At 61.0% G+C, this 23142-nt stretch carries 19 protein-coding genes and 2 pseudogenes; 16 read left to right on the top strand and 5 right to left on the bottom strand.

The window, feature by feature from the left end; genetic code table 11:
- Positions 1 to 199: 199 nt before the first annotated feature.
- A pseudogene (gene tnpA, locus ISN39_RS06810) lies at positions 200 to 632 on the bottom strand (IS200/IS605 family transposase).
- Between the two features lie 66 nt (positions 633 to 698).
- Between tnpA and ISN39_RS06815 the strand changes: the two are divergent.
- From ISN39_RS06815 to ISN39_RS06825, 3 genes are read left to right on the top strand one after another with little or no spacing between them, the layout of a single operon-like run.
- Entirely contained in the window at positions 699 to 1028 is a 330-nt protein-coding gene (locus ISN39_RS06815) for a helix-turn-helix domain-containing protein (RefSeq protein ID WP_194729549.1), read from the top strand.
- On the top strand, positions 1025 to 1534 hold the full coding sequence (locus ISN39_RS06820; protein ID WP_194729550.1) for a transposase: 510 nt from the start codon (positions 1025 to 1027) through the stop codon (positions 1532 to 1534). Before ISN39_RS06815 ends, ISN39_RS06820 begins: the two co-directional genes overlap by 4 nt.
- Positions 1423 to 1947, top strand: a complete 525-nt coding sequence (locus tag ISN39_RS06825; RefSeq protein ID WP_246763297.1) for an RNA-guided endonuclease TnpB family protein — start codon at positions 1423 to 1425, stop codon at positions 1945 to 1947. The genes ISN39_RS06820 and ISN39_RS06825 overlap by 112 nt, the downstream gene beginning before the upstream one ends.
- On the opposite strand, the gene ISN39_RS06830 is transcribed toward ISN39_RS06825, so the two are convergent.
- The gene (locus tag ISN39_RS06830) at positions 1948 to 2127 is read right to left on the bottom strand and encodes a hypothetical protein (RefSeq protein WP_194729552.1); all 180 of its coding nucleotides are present in this window, start codon (positions 2125 to 2127) and stop codon (positions 1948 to 1950) included.
- Positions 2128 to 2460: 333 nt separating this feature from the next.
- On the bottom strand, positions 2461 to 2673 hold the full coding sequence (locus tag ISN39_RS06835; protein WP_194729553.1) for a hypothetical protein: 213 nt from the start codon (positions 2671 to 2673) through the stop codon (positions 2461 to 2463).
- A gap of 211 nt (positions 2674 to 2884) precedes the next feature.
- On the opposite strand from ISN39_RS06835, the gene ISN39_RS06840 reads away from it, so the two are divergent.
- The 7 genes from ISN39_RS06840 to exoR all read left to right on the top strand — a co-directional run bounded on the left by ISN39_RS06840 (position 2885) and on the right by exoR (position 12637).
- A complete protein-coding gene (locus tag ISN39_RS06840) occupies positions 2885 to 3898 on the top strand; it encodes a hypothetical protein (protein WP_194729554.1) in 1014 nt (337 codons plus the stop codon).
- A gap of 250 nt (positions 3899 to 4148) precedes the next feature.
- Complete coding sequence (locus ISN39_RS06845; protein ID WP_194729555.1) at positions 4149 to 4814, top strand: protein-L-isoaspartate O-methyltransferase; 666 nt, start codon at positions 4149 to 4151, stop codon at positions 4812 to 4814.
- 882 nt (positions 4815 to 5696) lie between these two features.
- Complete coding sequence (locus ISN39_RS06850; RefSeq protein ID WP_194729556.1) at positions 5697 to 6521, top strand: DUF2497 domain-containing protein; 825 nt, start codon at positions 5697 to 5699, stop codon at positions 6519 to 6521.
- 117 nt (positions 6522 to 6638) lie between these two features.
- A complete protein-coding gene (locus tag ISN39_RS06855; RefSeq protein ID WP_194729557.1) occupies positions 6639 to 9479 on the top strand; it encodes a valine--tRNA ligase in 2841 nt (946 codons plus the stop codon).
- 396 nt (positions 9480 to 9875) lie between these two features.
- On the top strand, positions 9876 to 11111 hold the full coding sequence (locus ISN39_RS06860) for an OmpP1/FadL family transporter (protein WP_194729558.1): 1236 nt from the start codon (positions 9876 to 9878) through the stop codon (positions 11109 to 11111).
- A gap of 268 nt (positions 11112 to 11379) precedes the next feature.
- Positions 11380 to 11835 carry a hypothetical protein gene (locus ISN39_RS06865; protein ID WP_194729559.1) on the top strand — a complete coding sequence of 152 codons (456 nt, stop codon included), beginning with the start codon at positions 11380 to 11382 and terminating at the stop codon, positions 11833 to 11835.
- A gap of 1 nt (position 11836) precedes the next feature.
- Positions 11837 to 12637 carry an exopolysaccharide production regulator ExoR gene (gene exoR, locus ISN39_RS06870; RefSeq protein ID WP_022715350.1) on the top strand — a complete coding sequence of 267 codons (801 nt, stop codon included), beginning with the start codon at positions 11837 to 11839 and terminating at the stop codon, positions 12635 to 12637.
- Between the two features lie 9 nt (positions 12638 to 12646).
- Here the strand turns inward: exoR and xth are convergent, their stop codons facing one another.
- Positions 12647 to 13438, bottom strand: coding sequence for an exodeoxyribonuclease III (xth, locus tag ISN39_RS06875; protein WP_194729560.1), 792 nt, complete (start codon positions 13436 to 13438; stop codon positions 12647 to 12649).
- A gap of 121 nt (positions 13439 to 13559) precedes the next feature.
- Complete coding sequence (gene erpA, locus ISN39_RS06880) at positions 13560 to 13892, bottom strand: iron-sulfur cluster insertion protein ErpA (RefSeq protein WP_022715352.1); 333 nt, start codon at positions 13890 to 13892, stop codon at positions 13560 to 13562.
- A 222-nt stretch (positions 13893 to 14114) separates the two neighbouring features.
- On the opposite strand from erpA, the gene ISN39_RS06885 reads away from it, so the two are divergent.
- The 6 genes and pseudogenes from ISN39_RS06885 to scpB form a co-directional block, all read left to right on the top strand.
- Positions 14115 to 15332, top strand: coding sequence for a deoxyguanosinetriphosphate triphosphohydrolase (locus tag ISN39_RS06885; RefSeq protein WP_074067765.1), 1218 nt, complete (start codon positions 14115 to 14117; stop codon positions 15330 to 15332).
- A 53-nt stretch (positions 15333 to 15385) separates the two neighbouring features.
- Entirely contained in the window at positions 15386 to 17143 is a 1758-nt protein-coding gene (argS, locus tag ISN39_RS06890; protein ID WP_194729561.1) for an arginine--tRNA ligase, read from the top strand.
- A 61-nt stretch (positions 17144 to 17204) separates the two neighbouring features.
- Positions 17205 to 20231: an SPOR domain-containing protein gene (locus ISN39_RS06895; protein WP_194729562.1), complete on the top strand. Its 3027-nt coding sequence runs from the start codon at positions 17205 to 17207 to the stop codon at positions 20229 to 20231.
- A gap of 120 nt (positions 20232 to 20351) precedes the next feature.
- Positions 20352 to 21365: a beta-N-acetylhexosaminidase gene (gene nagZ / locus ISN39_RS06900; RefSeq protein ID WP_194729563.1), complete on the top strand. Its 1014-nt coding sequence runs from the start codon at positions 20352 to 20354 to the stop codon at positions 21363 to 21365.
- 20 nt (positions 21366 to 21385) lie between these two features.
- Entirely contained in the window at positions 21386 to 22246 is an 861-nt protein-coding gene (locus tag ISN39_RS06905; protein WP_039844710.1) for a ScpA family protein, read from the top strand.
- 59 nt (positions 22247 to 22305) lie between these two features.
- Positions 22306 to 22959, top strand: a pseudogene (gene scpB / locus ISN39_RS06910) (SMC-Scp complex subunit ScpB); the annotation flags it as partial.
- Positions 22960 to 23142 lie beyond the last annotated feature (183 nt).

Below are 23142 nucleotides of genomic sequence, written 5' to 3' on the forward strand. Positions count from 1 at the left end.
ATGCAGTGCAATATGGAACAATTTAACTACAGGCGCTTGCAGGGCACCGCTGAACGCCTCATCACGAAAGTCGGCCAGAGCGGCACCGTAACACGCGTCACGCCTCGAGGTCCTGTCTTGGGCGGCGATCCGGTCGAAAAGATCGTACACGGCCAAGCTCGTGCCGATGGGATACACTGCGCCGAGATCGACGGGACTGTCATCGTGAACCTCGCGGGATACCCCGGCGTTCAGGCCGGGGAGGAACGCGAGAGCGGCCTTGGGCCGCTTCCCGCTGGGATTTGACATATTCGGCGATCACCGAGAGCGGTGCGCCGCCACAGCTTGCCGCAAAGGAGGACGGCGACCACAAAACGCCCTTGTGGTGGCGCCCGGTGATTTCCGGGCGGCTCTCGCGCAGACGTCGGCTGGATACGCCTTTGCGGCTGTTGACCAGCTTCGACAGGGCGATCTTCGGAGGGTCATGCACCCGCAGGGGAACATGATCGTCCTCGCCGTCGCATTCGATCAATTCGGCCTCGAAGTCGCGACACAGCTTGGCGAAGATGCGCCGCCGGTGGCGGATTGCCGGTTCTGACAGAACGTCACGGCGGTATTTCGTGACAAAGGCCTGCCAAATGACCATGGAGCATGTAGACGACATGCCTGCCGGTGCGATCCACGGTTGCGCTCCTTGGAGCAATTGATAGAATCGTAACATGATCCACCGCGCTTTCCGCTACAAGCTCGCTCCGACCGCCGAACAGGAAGTCCTGTTGCGGCAGTTCGCGGGGGTTGTGCGGCTGGTCTATAATCTGGCGCTGGAGCAGCGCAGGGACTGGTGGCGGCATTACCGGCGGCAGACCGGGAACCGCTTGAACTCCATCGCCCAGGCGCGGGAATTGACCGCACTGCGGGCCGCGTTCGACTGGATTGCCGCCGTGCATGTGACGCCCCAGCAGCAGGCCCTGCGCGATCTGGACAAGGCGTATGCCAACTTCTTCGCCGGGCGCGCAGGATATCCCTCGCGGCCCGCAAGAAGGGCGTGAACGGCGCCTTCCGCTTTCAGGGGCGGGAGATCGAGGTCAAGCGCCTGAACGGCAAGTGGTCCGCCGCGCGCCTTCCCAAGATCGGCTGGGTGAAGTTCCGCGACACGCGGCGCCTGCGTGGCAAGACCATGAATGTGACGGTGAGCCTGGCGGCGAACGGCTGGCACATCGCCTTCGCCTGCGAAATCGACCATGCCGTCCCGCAAAACGATTTGCCCGCCGTGGGGATCGACCGGGGCGTGGCGAACACGCTGACGCTTTCGACCGGGGAGCATTGGTGGATGCCTGCCGGCCTTGCGGAGATCGAGCGCAGGAAGCGCCGGGCCCAGCGCGTTCTGGCGCGGCGCAAGCGCGGGTCGCGCCGCCACGCCAAGGCCCCGCCGCCGTTGCAGCCTTGCAGGCCCGTGCTGCCCGCATCCGGCAGGATTGGCGGCACAAGGCCAGTCTTGATATCGCCCGTCGCTTCGCAACGGTCGTGCTGGAAGACCTCGCCACGCGCAACATGACGCGCAGCGCCAGGGGAACCGTGGACGCGCCCGGAACCAACGTCTGCCAGAAGGCGGGCCTGAACCGGGCGATCCTCGAACAAGGCTGGCACGGCTTTGAAACCGTGTTGGCCTACAAGCTCGAAGAACGGGGCGGATACCTGTGCAAGGTCGATCCCCGCCACACCTCGCAGACCTGTTCGGCCTGCGCAGCCGTGGACAGGGAAAGCCGCGAAAGCCAAGCGTCTTTCCGCTGTTGCCAATGCGGCTTGCGCGCCCATGCCGACCACAATGCTGCAATCAACATCCTGCGTCGGAACACGGCGTCTATGATCGTGGAGGAAGGGCAGCCGCTCTCCGTTGAAGCGATAACGATCGGCGGAGCTTCGCGCCCCCTCGGAAATCCCCCGCTTTCAAGCGGGGGAAGATGTTAATCAGGCCAGAGACGTGCAGCTTTCCATCTCGTCCGTGGGGATCGCGATCTCGCCGTCACGGCCAATGGCAAGCAGTATCGCGTCGTCAACGGCGATCCCAACAATTACGATGGCGTGACCAACGTCGTCCTTGTCGTCCAAAGAAGGATTGCGCCTCAGTCGTCGTGCGGCGCCGCCCATTCGCGCTCGAATTGGATGCTGTCATCGAGTGATGGGAACCAGCAGTGAGCGTCGACCCCAGGTGTTCCTGGTCCGCCGCTTGGTGCCTTGAGTATGTAAACGCCAGCGCACTTCTTCACGGAATTTGAGAGCTTTTCCAAATCCGAATAGGGAATGTTTGCGATAATCACGGGCCCGAAATTTCCCATCCGTCACTCCGTGTCTCTGCTTGGCTGAGTATCATCGAAAGCCGAAACGATGGAAAGGAACACCTATGACTAAGTTGCTACTGCATAAGACCTATAGGGCCTGCACGCCCCGAACGATCCTCGACATTCCGCGCGTGAGGCGGGTTCACTCGAAGCCATCGGCCTCGGGCAGATCATCAAGGATGAGGCTCCCGCTCCGAAGAAGGTAGGCAAGGGCGTCGACGCTGAATAATGGCCACCCTCCCTCATCGACGCGCTTTCTCCGAACATGGAGAAGACCTTCCGCGAGGCGATCGACGATATCAAGTCCGAGATTGCGCTGAGAGAGGTTGTCGAGCGTCTGGAGCGGCGCGATCACCCACCTCGAGGAAACTTCGCAATCGGATTAGCTCGAAACCGTAACAGGTCGGAGATTTTTAAAGCGGGTGCATCCAGCGTCCGCCAAGCAATTATTTGACAAACAATCATATTTTTGGAAAATGAGCGCCTCTCCAGGAGTAAACCTCCAAGGCAAAAGCCGGGCGCTGCGGTCTGGCTGAATTGCCAAAATCAGTCCGCTGTGATCCGATATGCCGGCCATTGAACAGGAAATTCGACAGGACGCGCGCATTCCGCCCGGCTATTGCGTTCGGGAGCTTCTGGCGTCGCCGCTGTTTGCAATGTCGCTGACGGAGGCGGCGAGCCGCCTCATAGCCATCTATCATGAGGCGCCGCGCGCGGTGCGCTATACGTCTGATCTGCGCCGTTGGCTCGTCGCCCAGGCCGCGCTCGCCTTCTATTTCGAGCGTCGGACGGATGCGAGCCGCGAGGATCTGACGGTGACGCGTCTTACCGAGTTCGCGCCGCTGCACCAATTCGCCAGCAGGAATACGATCGCTTCCTATATAGCGCAGATGCGCCAGTACAAGCTCTTCACCGAACGGGAGAGCCAGGACAAGAGACTGCGGCCGTTGGCGATTTCCGATGCGGCGGAGCATCTTATCCGCAACTGGTTCGACAGCCATATGGCATCGCTGGACAGGTTGGACGGGGGAGAGCGGCTTGCTCTTTCCCAGGCCGACCCACGGCTGCTTTACTATTCCCATCCGCCCGCTGCCCGGGCACTCATCGCCGATCCGCGCTGGAACGATCCGCCGGAAAGCGTGAAGACCTTCACGTTCACCAATCTCGGCAGCAATGTGATTCATGACCTGGTGGCCCGTTTTCCCTCGGGCAATACGCTTTCCGAGCGCTGCTATGTTGGCGAACTGAGGCCGGGAGATCTTGCAAGCCGCTACCATGTCTCGCGCACGCAGATCGTGCGCGTGCTGAACCGTGCGAGAGCCCTCGGCGACATCGGCTGGGACGGATCGCAATATGGCGAGAAATTCTGGATTTCCGCCCGCCTGATCGAAGATTATCGGGGATGGCAGGCCGTCAAATTCGAAGCGCTGTCGAGGTCGATGAGCGACGCTTGCGCAGATATACGCATAGTGCGGGCGTTCAGGCGCGATGCACTTCGCAACTCTGGGCGCACTGACGCTATCGTGTCGTCTCGCTGTCCAGCAGCCCGCAGCAGAATATGGCGATCAGCGCTGCGATGATGAAGAAGTCGAACAACGTGAGATACTCGAAAAAGGCAGACATGGCCTGCACCTCCTCCATTTCCTCCGGTTGTAAGAATACCACAAACCACCTCTTTGTTCCAAACAAGAGTTGCAGTCCCGGCCGCGTCGGACGGCAGCCGGTTCAAGCGGGAGGATTCTTGCCGCAGTTGCTTACTGTGCCTTGAAAGCGCACGCCGCGGAGATTAAGAGGACGGGTGACAATGCCGCGTTCAACGGGCGAGAGGATATGATGGATTTCGAAGCAGCACGCGCAAAGATGGTCGACAACCAGATCCGTACGACGGACGTCACGTCGCATTCCGTGCTGACGGCCTTCCTGACGGTGCCCCGCGAGGCCTTCGTGCCGGAGAAATCCAAGGCTCTGGCCTATATCGACAACGATGTCGAAATCTCCCCGGCAGCGGGCGGCAAGTCGGCGCGCTTCCTGATGGAAGCTTCGCCGCTGGCAAAGCTGCTGCAACTTGCTGCCATCACCACGGACGATGCGGTTCTCGAAGTCGGCTGTGGCACGGGCTACACCTCGGCTCTGCTGGCCATGCTTGCCGGTTCGGTGGCTGCGCTTGAATGCGACGAAGCGCTTGCAGCCGAAGCAAAGAAGAACCTTTCCGGCTACGCCAACGTTTCCGTCGTCACCGGCGCGCTGGAGCAGGGCAACAGTGCCGGCGCGCCCTACGATCTGATCTTCGTCAATGGCTCCGTCGAGGAGGTCCCCGCTGCCCTTCTTGACCAGCTCGCCGAGGGCGGCCGTCTTGTCACCGTTCAGGGCTACGGCAACGCCGCCCGCGCCAAGGTGTTCTTCAGCGAAAACGGCGCTGTTTCGGAAAACGTGTTCTTCAATGCTTCGGTCAAGCCGTTGCCGGGCTTTGCCAAGGTTCGAGAGTTCGTCTTCTGAGCGCAATTTTCAGGATTTATGAAGCGGGCGCCTCGGGGCGCCCGTTTTGTTTGTGCGCCAGGCATGGCGCGTGGTGTGCGAACACCGTTTGGCCGGGGTGGTATCCGGCCGATGACTTGGAGGTGAGAGTCCTCTGCGGGCCCTGGTGATGGGAACCGTTAGCTGAACAGCAAGGGCGTTGCCGCGAGGCGGGGTCTGAAGGAAGCTGTAGGCAAAGTGCCGGCCTGACGAACAGGAAGCGCATATGAGGCGTCCGCATCCGGGCGAGGGGGCAAACACACCCGAAGCCCGATATCACCCGGAGGGTGCGGGCGTAGATGCGACAGGTATTTGGCACGAAGGTCACGCGTCTTACCCTGGGAGGTCTGCCGACCTGCCCCTGGTTTTCAGGTGTTGCTACCGGCGTCGAAAGGTGTCGGGATGGGGCGGCAGAAGTCAGCAGACGCCGTAGTAGCCGGACCAACCGGTGAAGGGCCGAACATGTCGACGGAGGCCGGACCGCTTTTCCGACCGCCTTGAGCAGATGCCTCGCAAGAGGGCCTAAGCCGGAGGTAGCGGGCGGAACCCGCGAGATAAGGCTGGGCGCTTGTAGGGCGGCGGGCATTGGGGACCATGAAACCGAGCGCGACATGAACCGCCGTGTACGGAACCGTACGCACGGTGGTGTGGGAGGAGGGACGCCGCAAGGCTCCCTCCTACCCGATTCGGCCTGTCGCAAAAGCGTCAGCGGCGCTGGCCTAGACTGCCGCAACAAAACTGTGCACGGGCGCATTCATTTGATTCGCGCTGATTTTTTTCATGTCTGGGGTATTCTAAGGTCTGGGTGATTCGGATGCCCACTCCACGCAATCCGATCTTGTTGCAGGGATAACGGGGATAGATATGGCTCAGCCAAGCGTAGTGCGTGAACCGTCCATGGAAGAGATTCTGGCGTCGATCCGCCAGATCATCGAGAGCAATGAGCCGGGCGCGGGCAGGGCGATTTCGCCGTCCCTGCCGCCTGTCTACGGCGCCGATGACGAGGAGAGCGACTCCAACATCCATCTGACGGTCGACGAGACTTATGCTGACGTCGAGTTCCCCGAGCCTATGATGATGTCCGATCCGCGTTTCGTCGCGGCGAATTCGGCAGGCAGCCGCGAAGCCGAAGCGCCGGCGCCGGCGCGGGCGATGTCGCTTGCCGATGTTGCTGCCCGCGTTCGTGCCGCCTCGGAGCGTACCGCACCGCAACCGCAGCGCGAAGCGCCGCCGGTCTTTCATCAACCGGAACCGGCCGGATCCCCCGACCAGGAAGCCCGCCATCCGGCGGAGGCCGTTTCAGCACCTTTTGGTGCTCCGCCGCCGGCCGCAATGCCGGCACCGGCCGTTGCGCAGGCAGAACGCGTTGACATGCCGCAGCCAGCCGCCGCAGAACCGGCGCAGCGGGCGGCCGTCTCGCCGGCCGCCGACGCTGAAGAAGAGCGTTTGCCGAATGTCGCCGAAGAAACCCAGAGCCTGATTTCGCAGAGCGCCGGCCTGCAGGTTGCACGCTCGTTCGAGGAGCTTGCGCTTGCGATTGATGGCGCCGAGCGCCGCTCGCTGGACGAGATTGCCGAGGACATGCTGCGCCCGATGCTGCGCGAGTGGCTGGACGACAACCTGCCGACGCTTGTCGAACGGCTGGTGCGCGAAGAAATCGAACGCGTGGCGCGCGGCCCGCGCCGCTGACCGGGACCGCTTTTATCGAACAAGCCGCTCCGGTCTCCGGGGCGGCTTTTTTATTGACTTGCCGTCAGCCATCCTATTTACAACCCCCATCCTAAAACCCCGAAGTTTGGTCATAAAATGCTCGACAAGACCTATGATTCCGCCGCAGTCGAACCGAAAATCGCCGCGAAATGGGATGAGGCCGATTCGTTCCGCGCGGGCGCCAACAAGAAGCCCGGCGCCGAGACCTTCACGATCGTCATCCCGCCGCCGAACGTGACCGGTTCGCTGCACATGGGACATGCGCTGAATAATACGCTGCAGGACATCATGATCCGCTTTGAGCGCATGCGCGGCAAGGACGTGCTCTGGCAGCCGGGCATGGACCATGCGGGCATCGCCACACAGATGGTCGTCGAGCGCAAGCTGATGGAACAGCAGCTGCCGGGCCGGCGCGAGATGGGCCGCGACGCCTTCATCGAGAAGGTCTGGGAGTGGAAGGCGGAATCGGGCGGCTTGATCTTCAACCAGCTGAAGCGCCTAGGTGCTTCCTGCGACTGGTCGCGCGAACGGTTCACGATGGACGACGGGCTCTCGGAGGCGGTTCTCGAGGTTTTCGTCACTCTCTACAAAGAGGGTCTGATCTACAAGGACAAACGCCTCGTCAACTGGGACCCGAAGCTTCTGACGGCGATCTCCGACATGGAAGTCGAGCAGATTGAGGTCAAAGGCAATCTCTGGCATTTGCGCTATCCGCTTGAAGAGGGCGTCACCTATCAGCATCCCGTAGCCTTTGACGAGGAGGGTAAACCCACCGACTTCGAAACGCGCGACTACCTGGTTGTTGCGACGACGCGGCCCGAGACCATGCTCGGCGATACTGGCGTCGCGGTGAATCCCGAAGACGAGCGCTACAAAGCGATCATCGGCAAACACGTCATTTTGCCGATCGTCGGCCGCAAGATTCCGATCGTTGCCGACACCTACGCCGATCCGACGGCCGGCACCGGCGCCGTCAAGGTCACCCCTGCACACGACTTCAACGACTTTGACGTTGCCAAGCGCACGGGCCTGCGTGCGATCAACGTGCTCAATACCGATGCTTCGGTTACCATCAAGGACAACGAGGACTTCCTGGAAGGTCTCGGCCATCCGGCCGCCTTGCATGGCGCCTGGGACCGGCTGGAAGGCCAGGATCGCTTCACGGCACGGAAGATCATCGTCGAGATTTTCGAGGAAGCGGGCCTGCTCGACAAGATCGAGCCGCACATACATACGGTCCCGCACGGCGACCGTGGCGGGGTGCCGATCGAGCCGCGTTTGACCGAACAATGGTGGGTGGACAACAAGACGCTTGCGAAGCCTGCCATCGCATCGGTCCGTGAAGGCCGCACCCAGTTTGTTCCGAAGAACTGGGAGAATACTTACTTCCAGTGGATGGAGAACATCCAGCCCTGGTGCATTTCCCGCCAGCTCTGGTGGGGCCATCAGATCCCGGCCTGGTACGGTCCGGACGGCCAGGTCTTCGTCGAGAAAACCGAGGAGGAGGCGCTGCAGGCTGCGATCCAGCATTACCTCTCGCACGAAGGCCCGATGAAGGCCTATGTCGAGGACCTCTTGGAAAATTTCAAGCCGGGCGAAATCCTGACGCGCGACGAGGACGTTCTCGACACCTGGTTCTCCTCAGCGCTCTGGCCTTTCTCCACTCTCGGCTGGCCGGAGCAGACGCCGGAACTGGCGCGGTACTACCCGACGAACGTTCTCGTCACTGGCTTCGACATCATACCGTTTTGGGTGGTTCGTATGATGCAGATGGGCCTGCACTTCATGAAGGACGAGGACGGCAATCCGATCGAGCCCTTCCATACCGTCTATATCCACGCGCTCGTCCGCGACAAGAACGGCCAGAAGATGTCGAAGTCGAAGGGCAACGTCATCGATCCGCTCGAACTGATGGACGAATACGGCGCCGACGCATTGCGCTTCACGCTGGCGATCATGGCTGCACAGGGCCGCGATGTTAAGCTCGATCCGGCCCGCATCGCCGGCTACCGGAACTTCGGCACCAAGCTTTGGAACGCCACGCGCTTTGCCGAAATGAACGGTGTCAAAAGCGATCCGAACTTCGTACCGGAGGCGACGGGGCTGACGATCAACCGCTGGATCCTGACGGAGCTTGCCCGTACGGAACGTGACGTAACGGAAGCAATCGAATCCTACCGCTTCAACGATGCGGCCGGTGCGCTTTACCGGTTCGTCTGGAATCAGGTCTGCGACTGGTACCTGGAACTGCTGAAGCCGGTCTTCAGCGGTGAAGACGAGGGCGCGAAGAAGGAGGCTCAGGCCTGCAGCGCCTATGTACTCGAAGAGATCTACAAGTTGCTGCATCCGTTCATGCCGTTCATGACCGAGGAGCTTTGGGCGCATACAGCAGGCGAAGGCGTCGAGCGCGATACGCTGATCTGCCATGCCGAATGGCCGGCGCCGTCCTATGCCGACAATGCTGCAGCCGACGAGATCAACTGGCTGATCGACCTCGTCTCCGGCATCCGCTCGGTTCGCGCCGAAATGAACGTTCCGCCGTCGGCGACTGCGCCGCTGGTGGTCGTCAAGGCCAACAATCTGACGCGCGAACGGCTTGCCCGTCACGAGGCCGCGATCAAGCGCCTTGCCCGTGTCGAAGCGATTACGCTTGCCGATAGCGCCCCGAAGGGGGCAGCGCAGATCGTCGTCGCCGAAGCGACCGCCTGCCTGCCGCTCGGCAGCCTGATCGATCTTTCGGTTGAAAAAACTCGCTTGGAAAAGGCAATCACCAAGACCGAAGGAGAGATCGCGCGCATCAACGGTAAGCTTTCCAACGAGAAGTTCGTCGCCAATGCCAATCCGGACGTAGTGGAAGCGGAGCGCGAGAGGCTGGCCGAATTCCAGAGCCAGATCGCAAGCCTCAAGGTAGCGCTGTCGCGCGTCATTGAAGCCTAGGCTTCCCCTTGGCGTATAATACCTGAAGGCGTCCGGTTTGGTCGGACGCCTTTTTACGCCGTTGGAATGATTCGATCGTCCTGGCTGAATATTCCCGGCTGCAAACATACAGTTTTGCGAATTTATGAAATGAACTGCCCTCTCGGGGCGAAAATCACGACTGTTGTCAGATTGATACAGATCACCCGATGTGTGGAATGACAATCCAAAAATACCCATAAATGATTAGGGTATTAGGATAAAATTTTATGAACAAAAAACATTGACGTGCCCGTCAATTCCTTACGTCAATTTAACACCTCTCCCGCATTGTGGCTGCAAGAAGGCGCAAGTTGCCATTTATCACGATCGCCTGCACTCTGCCGCCATTGGAGTGCTTTAGTGGGGGAGACACAGTTGGCATCTCGTATGTTTTTCAAAGGCGTAGCATCGCTCGCCGTCCTTTCGTCCATCGCCTCGCCATCGTTTGCGGGCGGGCTGGAGCGCGGCGGGTATAATATCGATCTTCTGTTTGATCCTTCGCGCTTTGCGGTCGACTCCACGGCCACTTTCGTGATGCCGCAGCGCAAGCTGAAGAATGTGGATGATATCAACCCTGCGAACGGTGATCTCAACGCGATCCCGGGATACTCTACCTCGGCGGATGACAGCGAGGATTACTGGTCTCCCCGTATCGGCGCCAAGGCTGCAATCGGCGATGCGGACTGCATGTTCGATTATTCGCAGCCCTATGGTGCTCACACCAATCCAGGTGCTCGCTGGGCGGGCGCAAACGACAATATCGAGACGAAGGTCAACAGCGACAACTATGCTCTGACCTGCTCTTACAAATTCGACATGGGGCCAGGTCAGTTTCGCGTCATTGGTGGCGCCAATTACCTCGAAATGGATGGTTTCAAGGAACGCCTCCTAGTTCCACCGGAGCTCCTTGGCCTTCTGGGGCTTCCTGGAAGCGGTGTGGGTCGTCTTGATCTTGAGGGGGACGGCTGGGGATGGCGAGCCGGTGTGGCTTACGAAATTCCGGAATATGCGCTTCGTGCGAGCTTGATGTACTACAGTGAAGTCAAGCTCAACGAAGTCACGGGAACGGTGGACTTGACGCAGGTGCCGGCCGCCCTTCATCCCCTCGGAGGACTGATCATTCCGGTAGAGGGATCGACGGCGATGCCGGATGCTGTCGAACTGAAGCTCCAATCAGGGATTGCACCAGATTGGCTTGCATTCGGCTCCGTCAAATGGACGGACTGGAGCCAATTGCAGCGCATCCCGTTCTACAATAGCGGTGTCGAAATCACCTCCCTCGATCTGGGTTATCGAGACGGCTGGACAATCACCGGCGGTGTCGGTCACAAGTTCAATGATCAGTGGAGCGGCGCCGTCAGTGTCACTTGGGACCGCGGCACATCTCAGGAATTCGGTTCGCAGACCGACAGTTGGCTGCTCGGTGCCGGTGTTTCCTATTCGCCGAACAAGAACGTCGAGTTCCGCTTTGGTGGCGTGCTCGGCATCTTGACGAGCGGGGATTCGTCTCCGACCACGATTGACGGTGTTGGTGTGGGCGACGAGGCGACATACGAGTTCGACAACGATCTGGTGACGGCGCTCTCGACATCCCTCAAAGTCAAATTCTGATCTTGCATCAACGACGTAGAAGAGCCCGGCAAAAACGCCGGGCTTTTCTTTGCGCCCGCCGTATTAACCTTGCTCCAAGTCATCCCATTTTGTGACGATTCAGCAACACATTTTTACGACAGTTCGCATATCATGCCGGCGGGGCGAATTTGTCCATTTCCCGCCACAAACAGGGCGCAGCGATATTTGCGGGCGAGGGAATGGCAGGCGTAGGGTACGTTTAAGAAGCAAGATGGGTCGAGTTTTTTCCGCGACGGGCAAAGTGCGTATGAGCGCCGGCTTTGATGCCGCTTCTTGTGCGATTCAGCTTTTCCCGCAAGGCGATTCCGCCCAAAAAATTCACTCAGAAGTCACGCACCCAAGCTGTCTTTCCCCCGATGATACGGCGTCCATTGTCGCCGCACGCAGGCACCGCGATCACGCCAGCACCGGTTTGGTCACATTTGGTGTTTACGAATATTCGAAAGGCGGAAGGACGCTTGTTCGCTCCGCAGGAATGACGCCGCAGGCATTGCAGGCGGACCAGGCCGGAACGCGGGTGGTCAATCGCGATGCGCAAAAAATTCAGGCTCTCGAAGAAGGGCCGAAGGCTGGATGCGACGCGGGCAAAGGGGCCATTGAGCCCGCCGCGGGATCGCTCGCCTGGAGGAATACGCCGGGAAGCCGGGCAGCGGAGTGTATGCTGCCATGGCGGTCTGCGATGGAAGCGAAAGAAACCGAGTGAAATGCTGACATCCGAGTTCAGACTTTTCAGATTTACGCTTATGGGGCTGTCTATCGCGCTTTCGGCGGCGATATCCTCCCCGGCCAAGGCATTCGATATCAATGCAGGCGTCACCAAGGAATCCGGTCCCTTCGATCTCTTCAAGTTCGGCTTCAAGGCCTATAAGAGCGGCCAGAAGGAAGAGGCCATCGAAGCCTATAAATACGCCGCCGAAAAGGGCCATACTGGTTCGCGCTGGGCGCTCGCCAATATGTATGCCGACGGCGATGGCGTCGCCCAGGACGATTTCGAAGCCTTCAAGATATACAGTGAAATCGCCCAGCAGGGCGTGGAGCCCGGCTCCGAAGATACCGGCTTCTTCATCAACGCGCTTTTGTCGCTCGCCAACTATTACAAGCACGGCATTCCCGGCAGCCCGGTGCGGACCGATCTCAGCCAGGCCCGCCAGCTCTATTTCCAGGTCGCATCGACCTTCGGCGTCGCTGAAGCGCAGTTCCAGCTCGCGCAGATGATGCTGTCGGGCGACGGCGGCACGCGCAGTCCGCAGCAGGCGAAGAAGTGGCTGAACCAGGCCCGCAAGAGCGGCCACCCCGGCGCCATGTCGGTCTTCGGCAATATTCTCTTCCAGGAAGGCCAGTCGGCACGCGGCCTGGCGCTGATGACGGCGGCGCTCGACCGCTGCAAGCCGAAGGATTGCGGCTGGATGGAATCGCTGCAGGAGCAGGCCTTCTCGGTCGCGACCGAAGGTGATCGCCGCACGGCTGTTTCGCTCTCCCACAAGATCGCGACCGGCAGCGATTAATCTGCGACCTTAAGCTGCGAAGTCGAAATAGGCGACGACCGGAACGTGGTCGGACGGCTTTTCCCAGGCCCGTACATGCTTTTCGATCGCCACCGACGTCATGTGATCGGCGGCCTCCGGCGAAAGCATCAGGTGATCGATCCGGATGCCGTTGTTCTTCTGCCAGGCGCCGGCCTGGTAATCCCAGAAGGAATAGAGCTGAACGGCGTCGCTCGAGGTGCGGACGGCATCGGTAAGCCCGAGATTTTCGAGCCTGCGGAAGGCCTCGCGCGTTTGCGGCAGGAAGAGCGCATCGCTTTCCCAGACCTTCGGATCGAAGCAGTCGTGCGGTTCGGGGATCACGTTGTAGTCGCCGGCGAGGATGAAGACATCCTCATAGGCGAGGCGCGAGACCGCAAATTGGCGCAGCCGCTCCATCCAGGCGAGCTTGTAAGGATATTTTTCGGTGTCGACGGGATTGCCGTTCGGCAGATAGAGGCAGCAGACGCGAAGGGCGCGATTGCCGGGGATCGAGAACACGGCTTCGAGAAAACGCGCCTGCTCGTCGAGAGCATCGCCCGGCAGCCCGCGGCTCACCTCGTCCGGCGTGGTCTTGGAAAGGATCGCAACGCCATTGAAACCCTTCTGGCCATGCGTTTCGACGTGATAGCCCATCGCCTCGATCTCGAGCCGCGGGAAAGCCTCGTCGATCGTCTTGATCTCCTGCAGGCAGACGATGTCCGGATCGGAATCCTTGAGCCATTGCGTGAGGTTGTCGATGCGCGCCTTGACGCCGTTGATGTTCCAGGTCGCGATCTTCATAGGTTGTTCCTTTTGCGGCTTCGTGCCTGATCTTTTATCGTGCCGTCCCACGTGCGGACAAGACGATAAACCGGCCGGAAGGGATACTTCGGCCGGTTCGATGTGGATAGACAGGCAAGCTTTAAATCGAGAAGCTGGTGCCGCAGCCGCAGCTTGCAACCGCGTTCGGGTTCTTGATCTGGAAGGATTGACCGAGAAGGTTGTCGACGAAGTCGATTTCCGAGCCTGCCATATAGACCAGCGACAGGCTGTCGATCAGTACCTTTGCGTTGTTCTTCTCGATGACGATGTCATCGTCCCGGGCATCGCCGGTAAGATCGAACTTGTATGAAAAACCCGAGCAGCCGCCGCCTTCGACGGAAACGCGCAGCGCGTTCTTGCCGGTTTCGGCACCGACGATCGCCGCGATTCGTTTTGCCGCCGCGTCGGAAAGGGTTACACTTGTATCCGTCATATTTCCTCCTGCCGGGGTCAAGATCCGGAGAGAATTGATACTGGCCGATGAAACGTCAAACGGCCGATATCAAAAGAATTTACCACATGCGTTGCCGGAACGCATTATTCGGCAAAGCAGTTAAGAAAGCGCCTCTTTGCCGTTTATGTTGGCTATAGGTATGAAGAGCGCGATGCGGCGTCAATGGGCGAGGTGCTGCGCGATGTTGAATGACGGTGAAAAATGAAGATCGACAGGCAGGCGTTGGGTTTTGGAAATGGCGAGCGGGCAACCTATGCGGCAGACCCCTGGACGACGCGCGGAAGGCTTTATGCCGAAAGCTGCAGCCCGACGCGTTCCGAATTTCAGCGCGATCGCGACCGCATCGTCCATACGACGGCTTTTCGCCGTCTGAAGCACAAGACGCAGGTCTTCATCGCGCAGGATGGCGATCATTATCGTACGCGCCTGACGCACACGATCGAGGTCGCCCAGATCGCCCGTGCCCTGGCGCGCGCCCTGAAGCTTGACGAGGACCTGGCGGAGGGCGTGGCGCTCGTCCACGACTTTGGCCACACGCCTTTCGGCCACACCGGCGAGGACGCGCTGCACGAGGTGCTCCTGCCCTATGGCGGCTTCGACCATAACGCCCAGTCGCTCCGCATCGTCACCAAGCTGGAGCGGCGCTATGCCGAATTCGACGGCATCAACCTGACCTGGGAGAGCCTCGAAGGCCTCGTGAAGCACAATGGGCCGCTGCTGACGAAGGACGGGCAGGGCACGCGCGGGCCGGTGCCGCAGCCGATCCTCGATTACTGCGAAATCCACGACCTCGAACTTGCGACCTTCGCCAGCCTCGAAGCGCAGGTGGCAGCGATCGCCGACGACATTGCCTATAACACCCATGACATCGACGATGGTCTGCGTTCGGGCTACCTGACGTTCGAGATGCTGGAGGAAATTCCCTTCCTCGCCGGACTGATGGCCGAGGTCCGCGCGCGCTACCCCCATCTTGAGAAGAGCCGGTTCACGCATGAGATCATGCGCCGGCAGATCACGCGCATGGTCGAAGATGTCATTGCCGTCGCCCAGGAGCGCCTGACTGAGGTGAAACCGAAAAGCGTCAAGGATGTACGCGAGGCCGGCAAGGTGATCGCAACCTTCTCGCAGGCGATGTCGCAGACCGACAGGCAGATCAAGCAGATGCTCTTCAAGCGCATCTACCGCCATCCCGACATCATGCGCATCCGCGCAGGCGCCGCAACGATCGTCACCGATCTTTTCGCCGCCTACATGGCCAATCCGAAGGAGATGCAGAGCCATTACTGGGTCGATCATATTGCAGGCCTTGCCGATGCGCCGAAAGCCCGCCATGTCGGCGATTATCTGGCGGGCATGACCGACACCTATGCAATCAGCGCCCACAGGCGATTGTTTGACCGCACTCCGGATTTGCGATAGGCAGCGGGCGCCGCGGCAGGAGCTGCGGCAGAGCCTATGCATGGAAGAGTGCGATGAACCTTTTTACCGACTTCGAAGCCAGGATTAAGAACGCCCTTGAACAGATTGATATCGTCAAGGAAAAGCGATCCGAGCTCGATTTCGGCCGCATCGCCGTCGAGCCGCCGCGTGATGCAAGCCACGGCGATGTCGCGACCAATGCCGCGATGGTGCTGGCAAAGCCGCTGGGGACCAATCCGCGCGCGCTCGCCGAAATCATCATCGCCAAGTTGAAAGAAGATGCCGACGTAGCCGACGTCTCCGTCGCCGGTCCCGGCTTCATCAACATCAGGCTTTCCATCGGCTACTGGCAGCGCTTGCTTGCTTCGATCATCGCGGCCGGAACCGACTACGGCCGCTCGAAGCTTGGCGCCGGCAAGAAGGTCAATGTCGAATATGTCTCGGCAAACCCGACCGGCCCGATGCATGTCGGCCATTGCCGCGGCGCCGTCGTCGGAGACGCGCTGGCTAATCTGCTTGCCTTCGCCGGCTATGCCGTCGAGAAGGAATACTACATCAACGATGCAGGCTCGCAGATCGACGTGCTGGCGCGCTCGGTCTTCCTGCGCTACCGCGAAGCGCTCGGCGAAAGCATCGGCGATATCCCGCCCGGCTTTTATCCGGGCGATTATCTGATCCCGGTCGGAAAGTCCCTTGCTGGCGACTATGGCGTGCGGCTGCACAACATGCCGGAAGAGCAGTGGATGCCGATCGTCAAGGATCGCGCGATCGCCGCGATGATGACGATGATCCGCGAGGATCTCGCAGCTCTCAACGTGCATCACGACATCTTCTTTTCCGAGCGGATGCTGCATGATGCCGGCGCTGCCGCGATCCGCACCGCGATCAATGATCTGACCTTCAAGGGCTTCGTCTACAAGGGCGCGCTGCCGCCGCCGAAGGGCCAGGTGCCCGAAGACTGGGAAGACCGCGAGCAGACGCTCTTCCGCTCGACGGAAGTCGGCGACGACATGGATCGCCCACTTATCAAGTCGGATGGCTCCTACACCTATTTCGCCGCGGATGTCGCCTATTTCAAGAACAAGTTCGATCGCGGCTTCGAGGAAATGATCTATGTGCTCGGCGCCGACCACGGCGGATACGTGAAGCGCCTGGAGGCCGTTGCCCGCGCCGTTTCCCAAGGAAAATCGAAGCTCACCGTTCTGCTTTGCCAGCTCGTGAAGCTCTATCGCAACGGCGAGCCGGTGAAGATGTCGAAACGCTCCGGCGACTTCGTGACGCTGCGCGACGTGGTCGAGGAAGTGGGCCGCGATTCGGTTCGCTTCATGATGCTCTACCGCAAGAACTCCGAGCCGCTCGACTTCGATTTCGCCAAGGTAACGGAACATTCGAAAGACAATCCGGTCTTTTACGTGCAGTATGCGCATGCCCGCTGCATGTCGGTTTTCCGCCAGGCGAAGGAGGCGTTTCCGGATCTTGACCTATCGCCCGCAGACCTTGCGGAAGCGGTCTCCGGCATCTACGATCCCACGGAATTGCAGCTGGTTGCGAAGGCTGCAGAATTCCCGCGCATCGTCGAATCTGCGGCACAGTCGCAAGAGCCCCATCGCATCGCGTTTTACCTGTATGATCTCGCAAGTTTCTTCCATGCGCACTGGAATAAAGGTAAAGATCAAACGGACTTACGATTTGTTAACGATAAGAACCGAGAATCGAGTATTGCCAGACTTGGGCTGGTGTATGCTGTCGCTTCGGTTTTGAAGTCGGGACTCGCCATTACAGGCACTGCCGCACCGGATGAAATGCGATAACGTCACCATTTCCCCACATTGCGCTGGCATTTGACCGCGTGGGTTTACGGGTGGGATGAGTATGGCTGACAAACAACTGGCGTATGATACGCGAAAGAAGACGGAGCTTTTCGATGAAGGCGATCCGCTGGCTGAGCTTGCGCGTATCGTAGGCTTCGAGCCGCGCATAGCCGCCAATACGGTTGCTGACGTGCCCCGGCAGGAGCCGGCATTCAATCTCGAGGACGAGCTTCTTCGCGAATTCGAGCGTTTCGACGCTCCGCGTCCGCTCGCCGGCCTCGATCGTCCGGCCGAACCTGCCGCCGAGGAATATGACTATCCCGCAGGCGAGGCCATCGTCGAGCCGGAGCCTGTCGATCCGCCGGCTGCCGCATCGCCCGCCGGGGAGGAGGCCGAGGTCCTTTCCGCCGCCGATTGGGTCGCGCCCCAGGCGTCCGAACCGGTTTTCGGTGGCGCCCGCGATCTGATTGAGGAGCTCGAGCTCTCGATCGGCGGTCCCACGGTTCAAATTCCGCAGGCTTCAGCCCCTGCCAAGGCGCCGCAGTGGTCGGCTGCCAGCATCAAGCTTCCGCTTGCAAACTTCCATGCCGCCCGCCGCGACGAGCCGGTTGAAGCGCCCGTAAAAGCCGTTGCGCCTGTCGAGGCGGTCGCCGCTCCCGAACAGCAGCCCGAGCCTGTTGCGCATGTTCAGCCCGTTATCCAGATCCAGCCCGAGCCGGTAATGGAGCCGGTTATGGAGCCGGTCGCCTTTGATCCGGCCGAGGAATTCGAAACGGCTGCTCCGCAGGGCTTTCCGGCCGAACTCGATCGCCATGACGAAGTGGTCATGGATGAAGCGCCAACCCAGGCAATGCTTGCGCCGGTGGAGGCGCCGGTTGCGATGGAGCCGCGGGTTGAAGCTGAACCCTTCGATCTGGTTGCTGCCGCAACGGAAGGCGTCGTACAGGCGGACGCCGCGCTGACTGAAGCACCTCCCGAAGATCAGCCGATCGCCTTCGATTTCGATGATCTGCTGGCGGACGTCTCCCGTTATCCGGTTCCTCAGCGCGCGGCCTCTGCGCCCGAGGAGCCGAAGGCGGCACCTTTCGAGGAGTGGGAGCCGCTGGTCGTCACGCCCGTTGCTGCTGCACCTGTCGCCGCTCCAGTGGTTGTTGCTGCTGCTGCCGCCGCCGAAGTTCCCTCTGTGGCCGCACCTGCCAAGCAGGATGCTGACAGCGAAGATCCGTTTGCCGGCCACGATTTCGAACTCGATCTCGAAGGCATCGAACTCGAACTCGCCGATCTAGATTTTGCCGAGCCTGCAAAGGCGCCGGAACCTGCTCCTGTCGTTACGGCAGCGCCGCCTGCCGTGGTTGTCGCGCGGCCAGTCGGGCAGGTTGCTGCCGCTTCGCTTTACGATGGGCCGCATCCCGCAGCCGTAGACAGCGTGACCGCTGCAGCCGATGCCGATGAAGATCTGCCCTTCGATGCCTCGATGATTGCTGAGGCCGACCATCATCCCGAGACTGTCGAGGACATGCATGTGCCGTCACTGCCGCCCGTCGAGCAGCCGGCGCCGGCTGCGCCGGCAAACGACTTCGATTTCGACGTCGACGCGGAAATTGCAAGCCTCTTCGAAACGTCGGTCCAAAAGGAACCGGCTGCGGCGGCACCTGCTTGGGCTCCAGAAGCGGCACCCGCTTGGGCTCCTGCAGCAGCCGCTGCCGTTGTTGCAGCAGCGCCGGTGGCGGCTCGGCCGCAGTCGGCCGGCGGACTTGACGAATTCGAGCGTGCGCTTGAGGAGGATTTCCGCCGCAGCGTTCGTGAACCCGTTCGCCGCGCCGAAGCGCCGGCCGAGGTCCGTATCCAATCCGCGGCCGAGGCCGAGGACATGGGCCGCGCCCGTTCCATGAAGCGGTTGCTTGCGGCTGCCGCTCTGATCGTCGTCTTCGCCGGCGGTGCCTACGGCGTCTATTCGGTTGTTACCGACGGCGGCCTCGGCATTGCTGGCGGCGAACCGCGCGTGATCGTGGCCGACAAGGAACCGGTCAAGATCGTCCCGGAAAATCCGGGCGGCAAGACTGTGCCAAACCAGGACAAGGCGGTCTATGACCGCGTTGCCGGTGCCACCGAAGCGCCGAAGCAGAAGGCGCTCGTTTCATCCGACGAAGAGCCCGTCGATGTCGTTCAGCGCACCCTGACGCCCGAAGTTCTGCCGGAAGACAACGACGGACCCATCGCCGATAGTCCGGCAAGTACGCCGGTCGGCGATACGCAGGACCCGCGTCTGCTTCCGAACGAGGACACGGCGCAGAACGGTGCTGCGGCCGAGGACGGCCCCGATGGCGATCGTCCGCCGGCCGTTGCACCGCGCAAGGTTCGCACAATGATCGTCAAGCCGGACGGAACGCTGGTTGCCCGCGAAGAGCCTGCCGCACCGGTTGAAGAGCCCGCCGTTCAGCCGCCTGCCGCTGTGACGGCCTCTAAAGGTTCGGCGGCAAGCTTCCCGGCGGCCAACGAGGTCGCCTCTGCCGATATCCGCGCGACGCCTGTTGAAACGACCACCGTCGCGCCGCTGCCTGCCGCTCAGCAGCCATCCACGTCTACCCTGGAAAAGGTTGCCGCTGCAGATCCGGCAAATGCAAAGTTCGATCAGCCTGTCCCTCCGGTTCAGGCACCGCCCGCCGCTGAAAAGCCTGCCGATACGGCGCCGGTACCGATGGCCCGTCCGGCCGAGCAGCCGGTCGATGTCGTCGGCACCGTGACCGAAAGAGGCAATGTCCGCCCGGCCGAACAGCAGCCGAAGCCGGCTGAAGTGGCATCCGTCGAGCCTGCCGCTGCCAAGCCGCAGCAGGCTGCACCGGCTGGCGGATACGGCATGCAGATCGCGTCGTTGCCGTCCGAAGCAGAGGCGAACAAATCCTATGCGAGCCTGTCGAAGAAGTTTGCAAGCGTTCTCGGCGGCCGCAGCTTTGAAATCCGAAAGGCCGAAATCGCCGGTAAAGGCACGTTCTACCGCGTCCGGATCCCGGCCGGCTCGAAGGACGAGGCCGCAGCCCTTTGCCAGCAATATCGCTCAGCCGGAGGCAGCTGCCTGATTTCGAAGTAAACGATTGATCGTTTGATCCGGAGCGGCGGGCATGTCCCGCCGCTTTTTTTGTGTGCTGCTTTCCTGTGAATGGCGCTTGACCTTACTCGCAATTCCCCGACAGGCCTCTATGATTCGGACATGACCGAATCAAAAGCGATGATCCTGGGCTGTAGCGGCCTGTCACTCACCCCTGAAGAAAAGGCCTTCTACAAGGCTGAGCGGCCCTGGGGCTTCATCCTCTTCGGCCGCAATATCTCCGAACCGCAGCAAATCGCCGATCTCGTCGCCGAAATGCGCGAAAGCGTCGGCTGGCACGCGCCTGTGCTGATTGATCAGGAAGGTGGTCGCGTGCAGCGCATCCGCCCACCGATCCTGCAGCACTATCCCTCCGGCCAGGCGCTCGGGGATATCTACCGGCGCAATCGCGAGCAGGGGTTGCGCGCGGCATGGCTGATGTCGCGGTTGCACGCCTTCGATCTTCTCAAATTCGGCATCAATGTCGATTGCCTGCCTGTTCTCGACGTGCCGGTCGAAGGCAGCAGCAGCGTCATCGGCAACCGCGCCTATGGCGGCGATCCGAAAACCGTCGCCGATATGGGGCGTGCCGCGGCCGAGGGGCTGAAGGCCGGCGGGGTGCTGCCGGTGATGAAGCATATGCCGGGCCACGGCCGCGGCTTTGCCGATTCCCACCACGAACTGCCGGTCGTCACGGTCTCGCGCGATGAACTGGAAGCGCACGACTTCCCCCCCTTCATCGCCATGAAGGACGAGCTTGCGGCAATGACCTGCCACGTCGTCTTTACGGCGATCGATCCGGACAATCCGGCGACGACCTCCAGCAAGCTGATCGACGGCGTGATCCGAAAGCGCATCGGTTTCAAGGGCCTGTTGCTTTCCGATGATACGTCGATGAACGCCTTGGCCGGGACAATCGGCGAGCGGGCTGCAAATATCATTGCAGGCGGATGCGATATCGTGCTGCATTGCAACGGAATTATGGACGAGATGCAGCAGGTCGTGGCAAACACGCCGGTATTGGCACATGCCGCGCTGGAGCGGGCAAATGCCGTGCTGGCGGGCTTCCCAAAAGTCGACCAGGCGGACGAGGCGGCGATCCGCGCCGAATTCGACGGAATGTTCGCAACCGTCTGAGCGATGGAAGAGAGGCAGAGGTGAACACGGTCAAAGGCACAGAGTGGACACAGGCGGCGGCAACGCCGATGGACAAGCTTTGGCAGGACAATGGTGCCGACCGCGCGAGCCATGAGCCGGCGCTGGTGATCGACGTCGCCGGCTTCGAAGGCCCGCTCGATCTCCTCCTCTACCTCGCCCGCAACCAGAAGGTCGATCTTTCGCGCATTTCGGTGCTGGCGCTTGCCGAGCAGTATCTGCAGTTCATCGAAACCGCTCGCCGCATCCGCATCGAGCTTGCCGCCGATTATCTCGTGATGGCGGCGTGGCTCGCCTATCTCAAGTCCCGCCTGCTGATCCCGCAGCAGGTCAAGGACGACGGTCCCTCCGGCGAGGAGATGGCCGCAACGCTTGCCTTCCGCCTGAAACGCCTCGAAGCCATGCGCGAGGCTGCAAGCGGGCTCGTCAACCGCAACCGTCTCGGTCGTGATATCTTTGCCCGCGGCGCGCCTGAGCATATTCCGGACCGGCAAAAATCCGCGTACGAGGCAAGCCTTTACGATCTCCTGACCGCCTATGCGTCGCTCCGCCAGCGCCAGGCCGTGACCCAGGTCACGATCGCGCGCCGCACCGTCTGGTCCCTGACCGATGCCCGCGAACTGCTGACGCGCATGATTGGCGACATCGGCGGCTGGACGGTGCTGGAGCATTACCTGCTGCGTTATCTGGCATCGCCGGAAGAGCGCGTCACGGCAATCGCCAGCGCCTTTGCCGCCTCGCTTGAACTCGTACGCGAGGGCAAGCTGGAGATCCGCCAGGACGCCGCCTTCGAGCCGCTCTATATGCGCCGGGGACCGAAGCATGCGACCCTGCAGGTCGTCGAGCAGGAGAGGCCCGCTTGATGGATTCCAGAGACGATATCGGCCGTGGTGAAGGCGAGGGCGCTTTCCACGAGAATTTCCAGGCGGAGATGGAGGCCGAGCGCATCGCCGAGGCCCTGGTCTTTGCTTCCTCGCAGCCGGTTTCCGAAGCCTTCATCGCCGATCGCTTGCCGAGAAATTTCAACGTTCGCGCCGTCATGCTCCGGCTCAAGGAGCAGTATGCGCCGCGCGGCGTCAACCTTATCCAGGTGGATGATGCCTGGGCCTTTCGCACCGCCGCCGATCTCTCCTTCGTCATCCGCCGCGACGACAACGAGGTCAAGAAGCTGTCGCGTGCCGCCCTTGAGGTTCTGGCGATCATTGCCTATCACCAGCCGGTCACCCGCGCCGAGATCGAAGACATCCGCGGCGTGCAAACCTCACGCGGCACGCTGGACGTGCTGATGGAAGCAGGCTGGGTGCGCTTCCGCGGCCGCCGCCGCACGCCCGGCCGGCCGGTGACGCTCGGCACGACCCGCGATTTCCTTGATCATTTCGGCCTCGAGGAACTTCGCGACCTGCCCGGGTTGGAGGAGCTGAAGGGTGCCGGCCTTCTTTCCGGCCGCATTCCCGCGAATTTCAACATCCCATCGCCCTTGATGAGCGACGAACTGACCGAGGACGAGGATCCGATCACGCAGATGGACCTTGAGGAATTGGGCCTTCTCGCGCCCGGCGGCGCCTCCGAAGATTAGTGTCATCCGGTCTTTGTTTTGACACCGACGACGAAAACAATAGAGATCACTATAATTCGATACCCGGACGACTTGTCATTATGGCCGAAGCCGTGACATTAAGCGTCAATTCAAGGGGAGTTTCGATATTGGAAACGATGTCGGAAACTCTTACATCGAAGAAAGATCGCAACAGGGAGTATG

Origin of the sequence: Rhizobium sp. 007, assembly GCF_015353075.1 — a bacterium.
Classification (GTDB): domain Bacteria; phylum Pseudomonadota; class Alphaproteobacteria; order Rhizobiales; family Rhizobiaceae; genus Rhizobium.

Excerpts from the sequence above, each read along its gene's own strand:
- argS (WP_194729561.1), top strand. The coding sequence starts at position 15,386 with ATGAACCTTTTTACCGACTTCGAAGCCAGGATTAAGAACGCCCTTGAA.
- ISN39_RS06855 (WP_194729557.1), top strand. The coding sequence starts at position 6,639 with ATGCTCGACAAGACCTATGATTCCGCCGCAGTCGAACCGAAAATCGCC.
- ISN39_RS06865 (WP_194729559.1), top strand. The coding sequence starts at position 11,380 with ATGAGCGCCGGCTTTGATGCCGCTTCTTGTGCGATTCAGCTTTTCCCG.
- ISN39_RS06850 (WP_194729556.1), top strand. The coding sequence starts at position 5,697 with ATGGCTCAGCCAAGCGTAGTGCGTGAACCGTCCATGGAAGAGATTCTG.
- ISN39_RS06840 (WP_194729554.1), top strand. The coding sequence starts at position 2,885 with ATGCCGGCCATTGAACAGGAAATTCGACAGGACGCGCGCATTCCGCCC.
- ISN39_RS06845 (WP_194729555.1), top strand. The coding sequence starts at position 4,149 with ATGATGGATTTCGAAGCAGCACGCGCAAAGATGGTCGACAACCAGATC.
- nagZ (WP_194729563.1), top strand. The coding sequence starts at position 20,352 with ATGACCGAATCAAAAGCGATGATCCTGGGCTGTAGCGGCCTGTCACTC.
- ISN39_RS06885 (WP_074067765.1), top strand. The coding sequence starts at position 14,115 with ATGAAGATCGACAGGCAGGCGTTGGGTTTTGGAAATGGCGAGCGGGCA.
- ISN39_RS06895 (WP_194729562.1), top strand. The coding sequence starts at position 17,205 with ATGGCTGACAAACAACTGGCGTATGATACGCGAAAGAAGACGGAGCTT.
- ISN39_RS06830 (WP_194729552.1), bottom strand. The coding sequence starts at position 2,127 with ATGGGCGGCGCCGCACGACGACTGAGGCGCAATCCTTCTTTGGACGAC.
- erpA (WP_022715352.1), bottom strand. The coding sequence starts at position 13,892 with ATGACGGATACAAGTGTAACCCTTTCCGACGCGGCGGCAAAACGAATC.
- ISN39_RS06815 (WP_194729549.1), top strand. The coding sequence starts at position 699 with ATGATCCACCGCGCTTTCCGCTACAAGCTCGCTCCGACCGCCGAACAG.
- xth (WP_194729560.1), bottom strand. The coding sequence starts at position 13,438 with ATGAAGATCGCGACCTGGAACATCAACGGCGTCAAGGCGCGCATCGAC.
- exoR (WP_022715350.1), top strand. The coding sequence starts at position 11,837 with ATGCTGACATCCGAGTTCAGACTTTTCAGATTTACGCTTATGGGGCTG.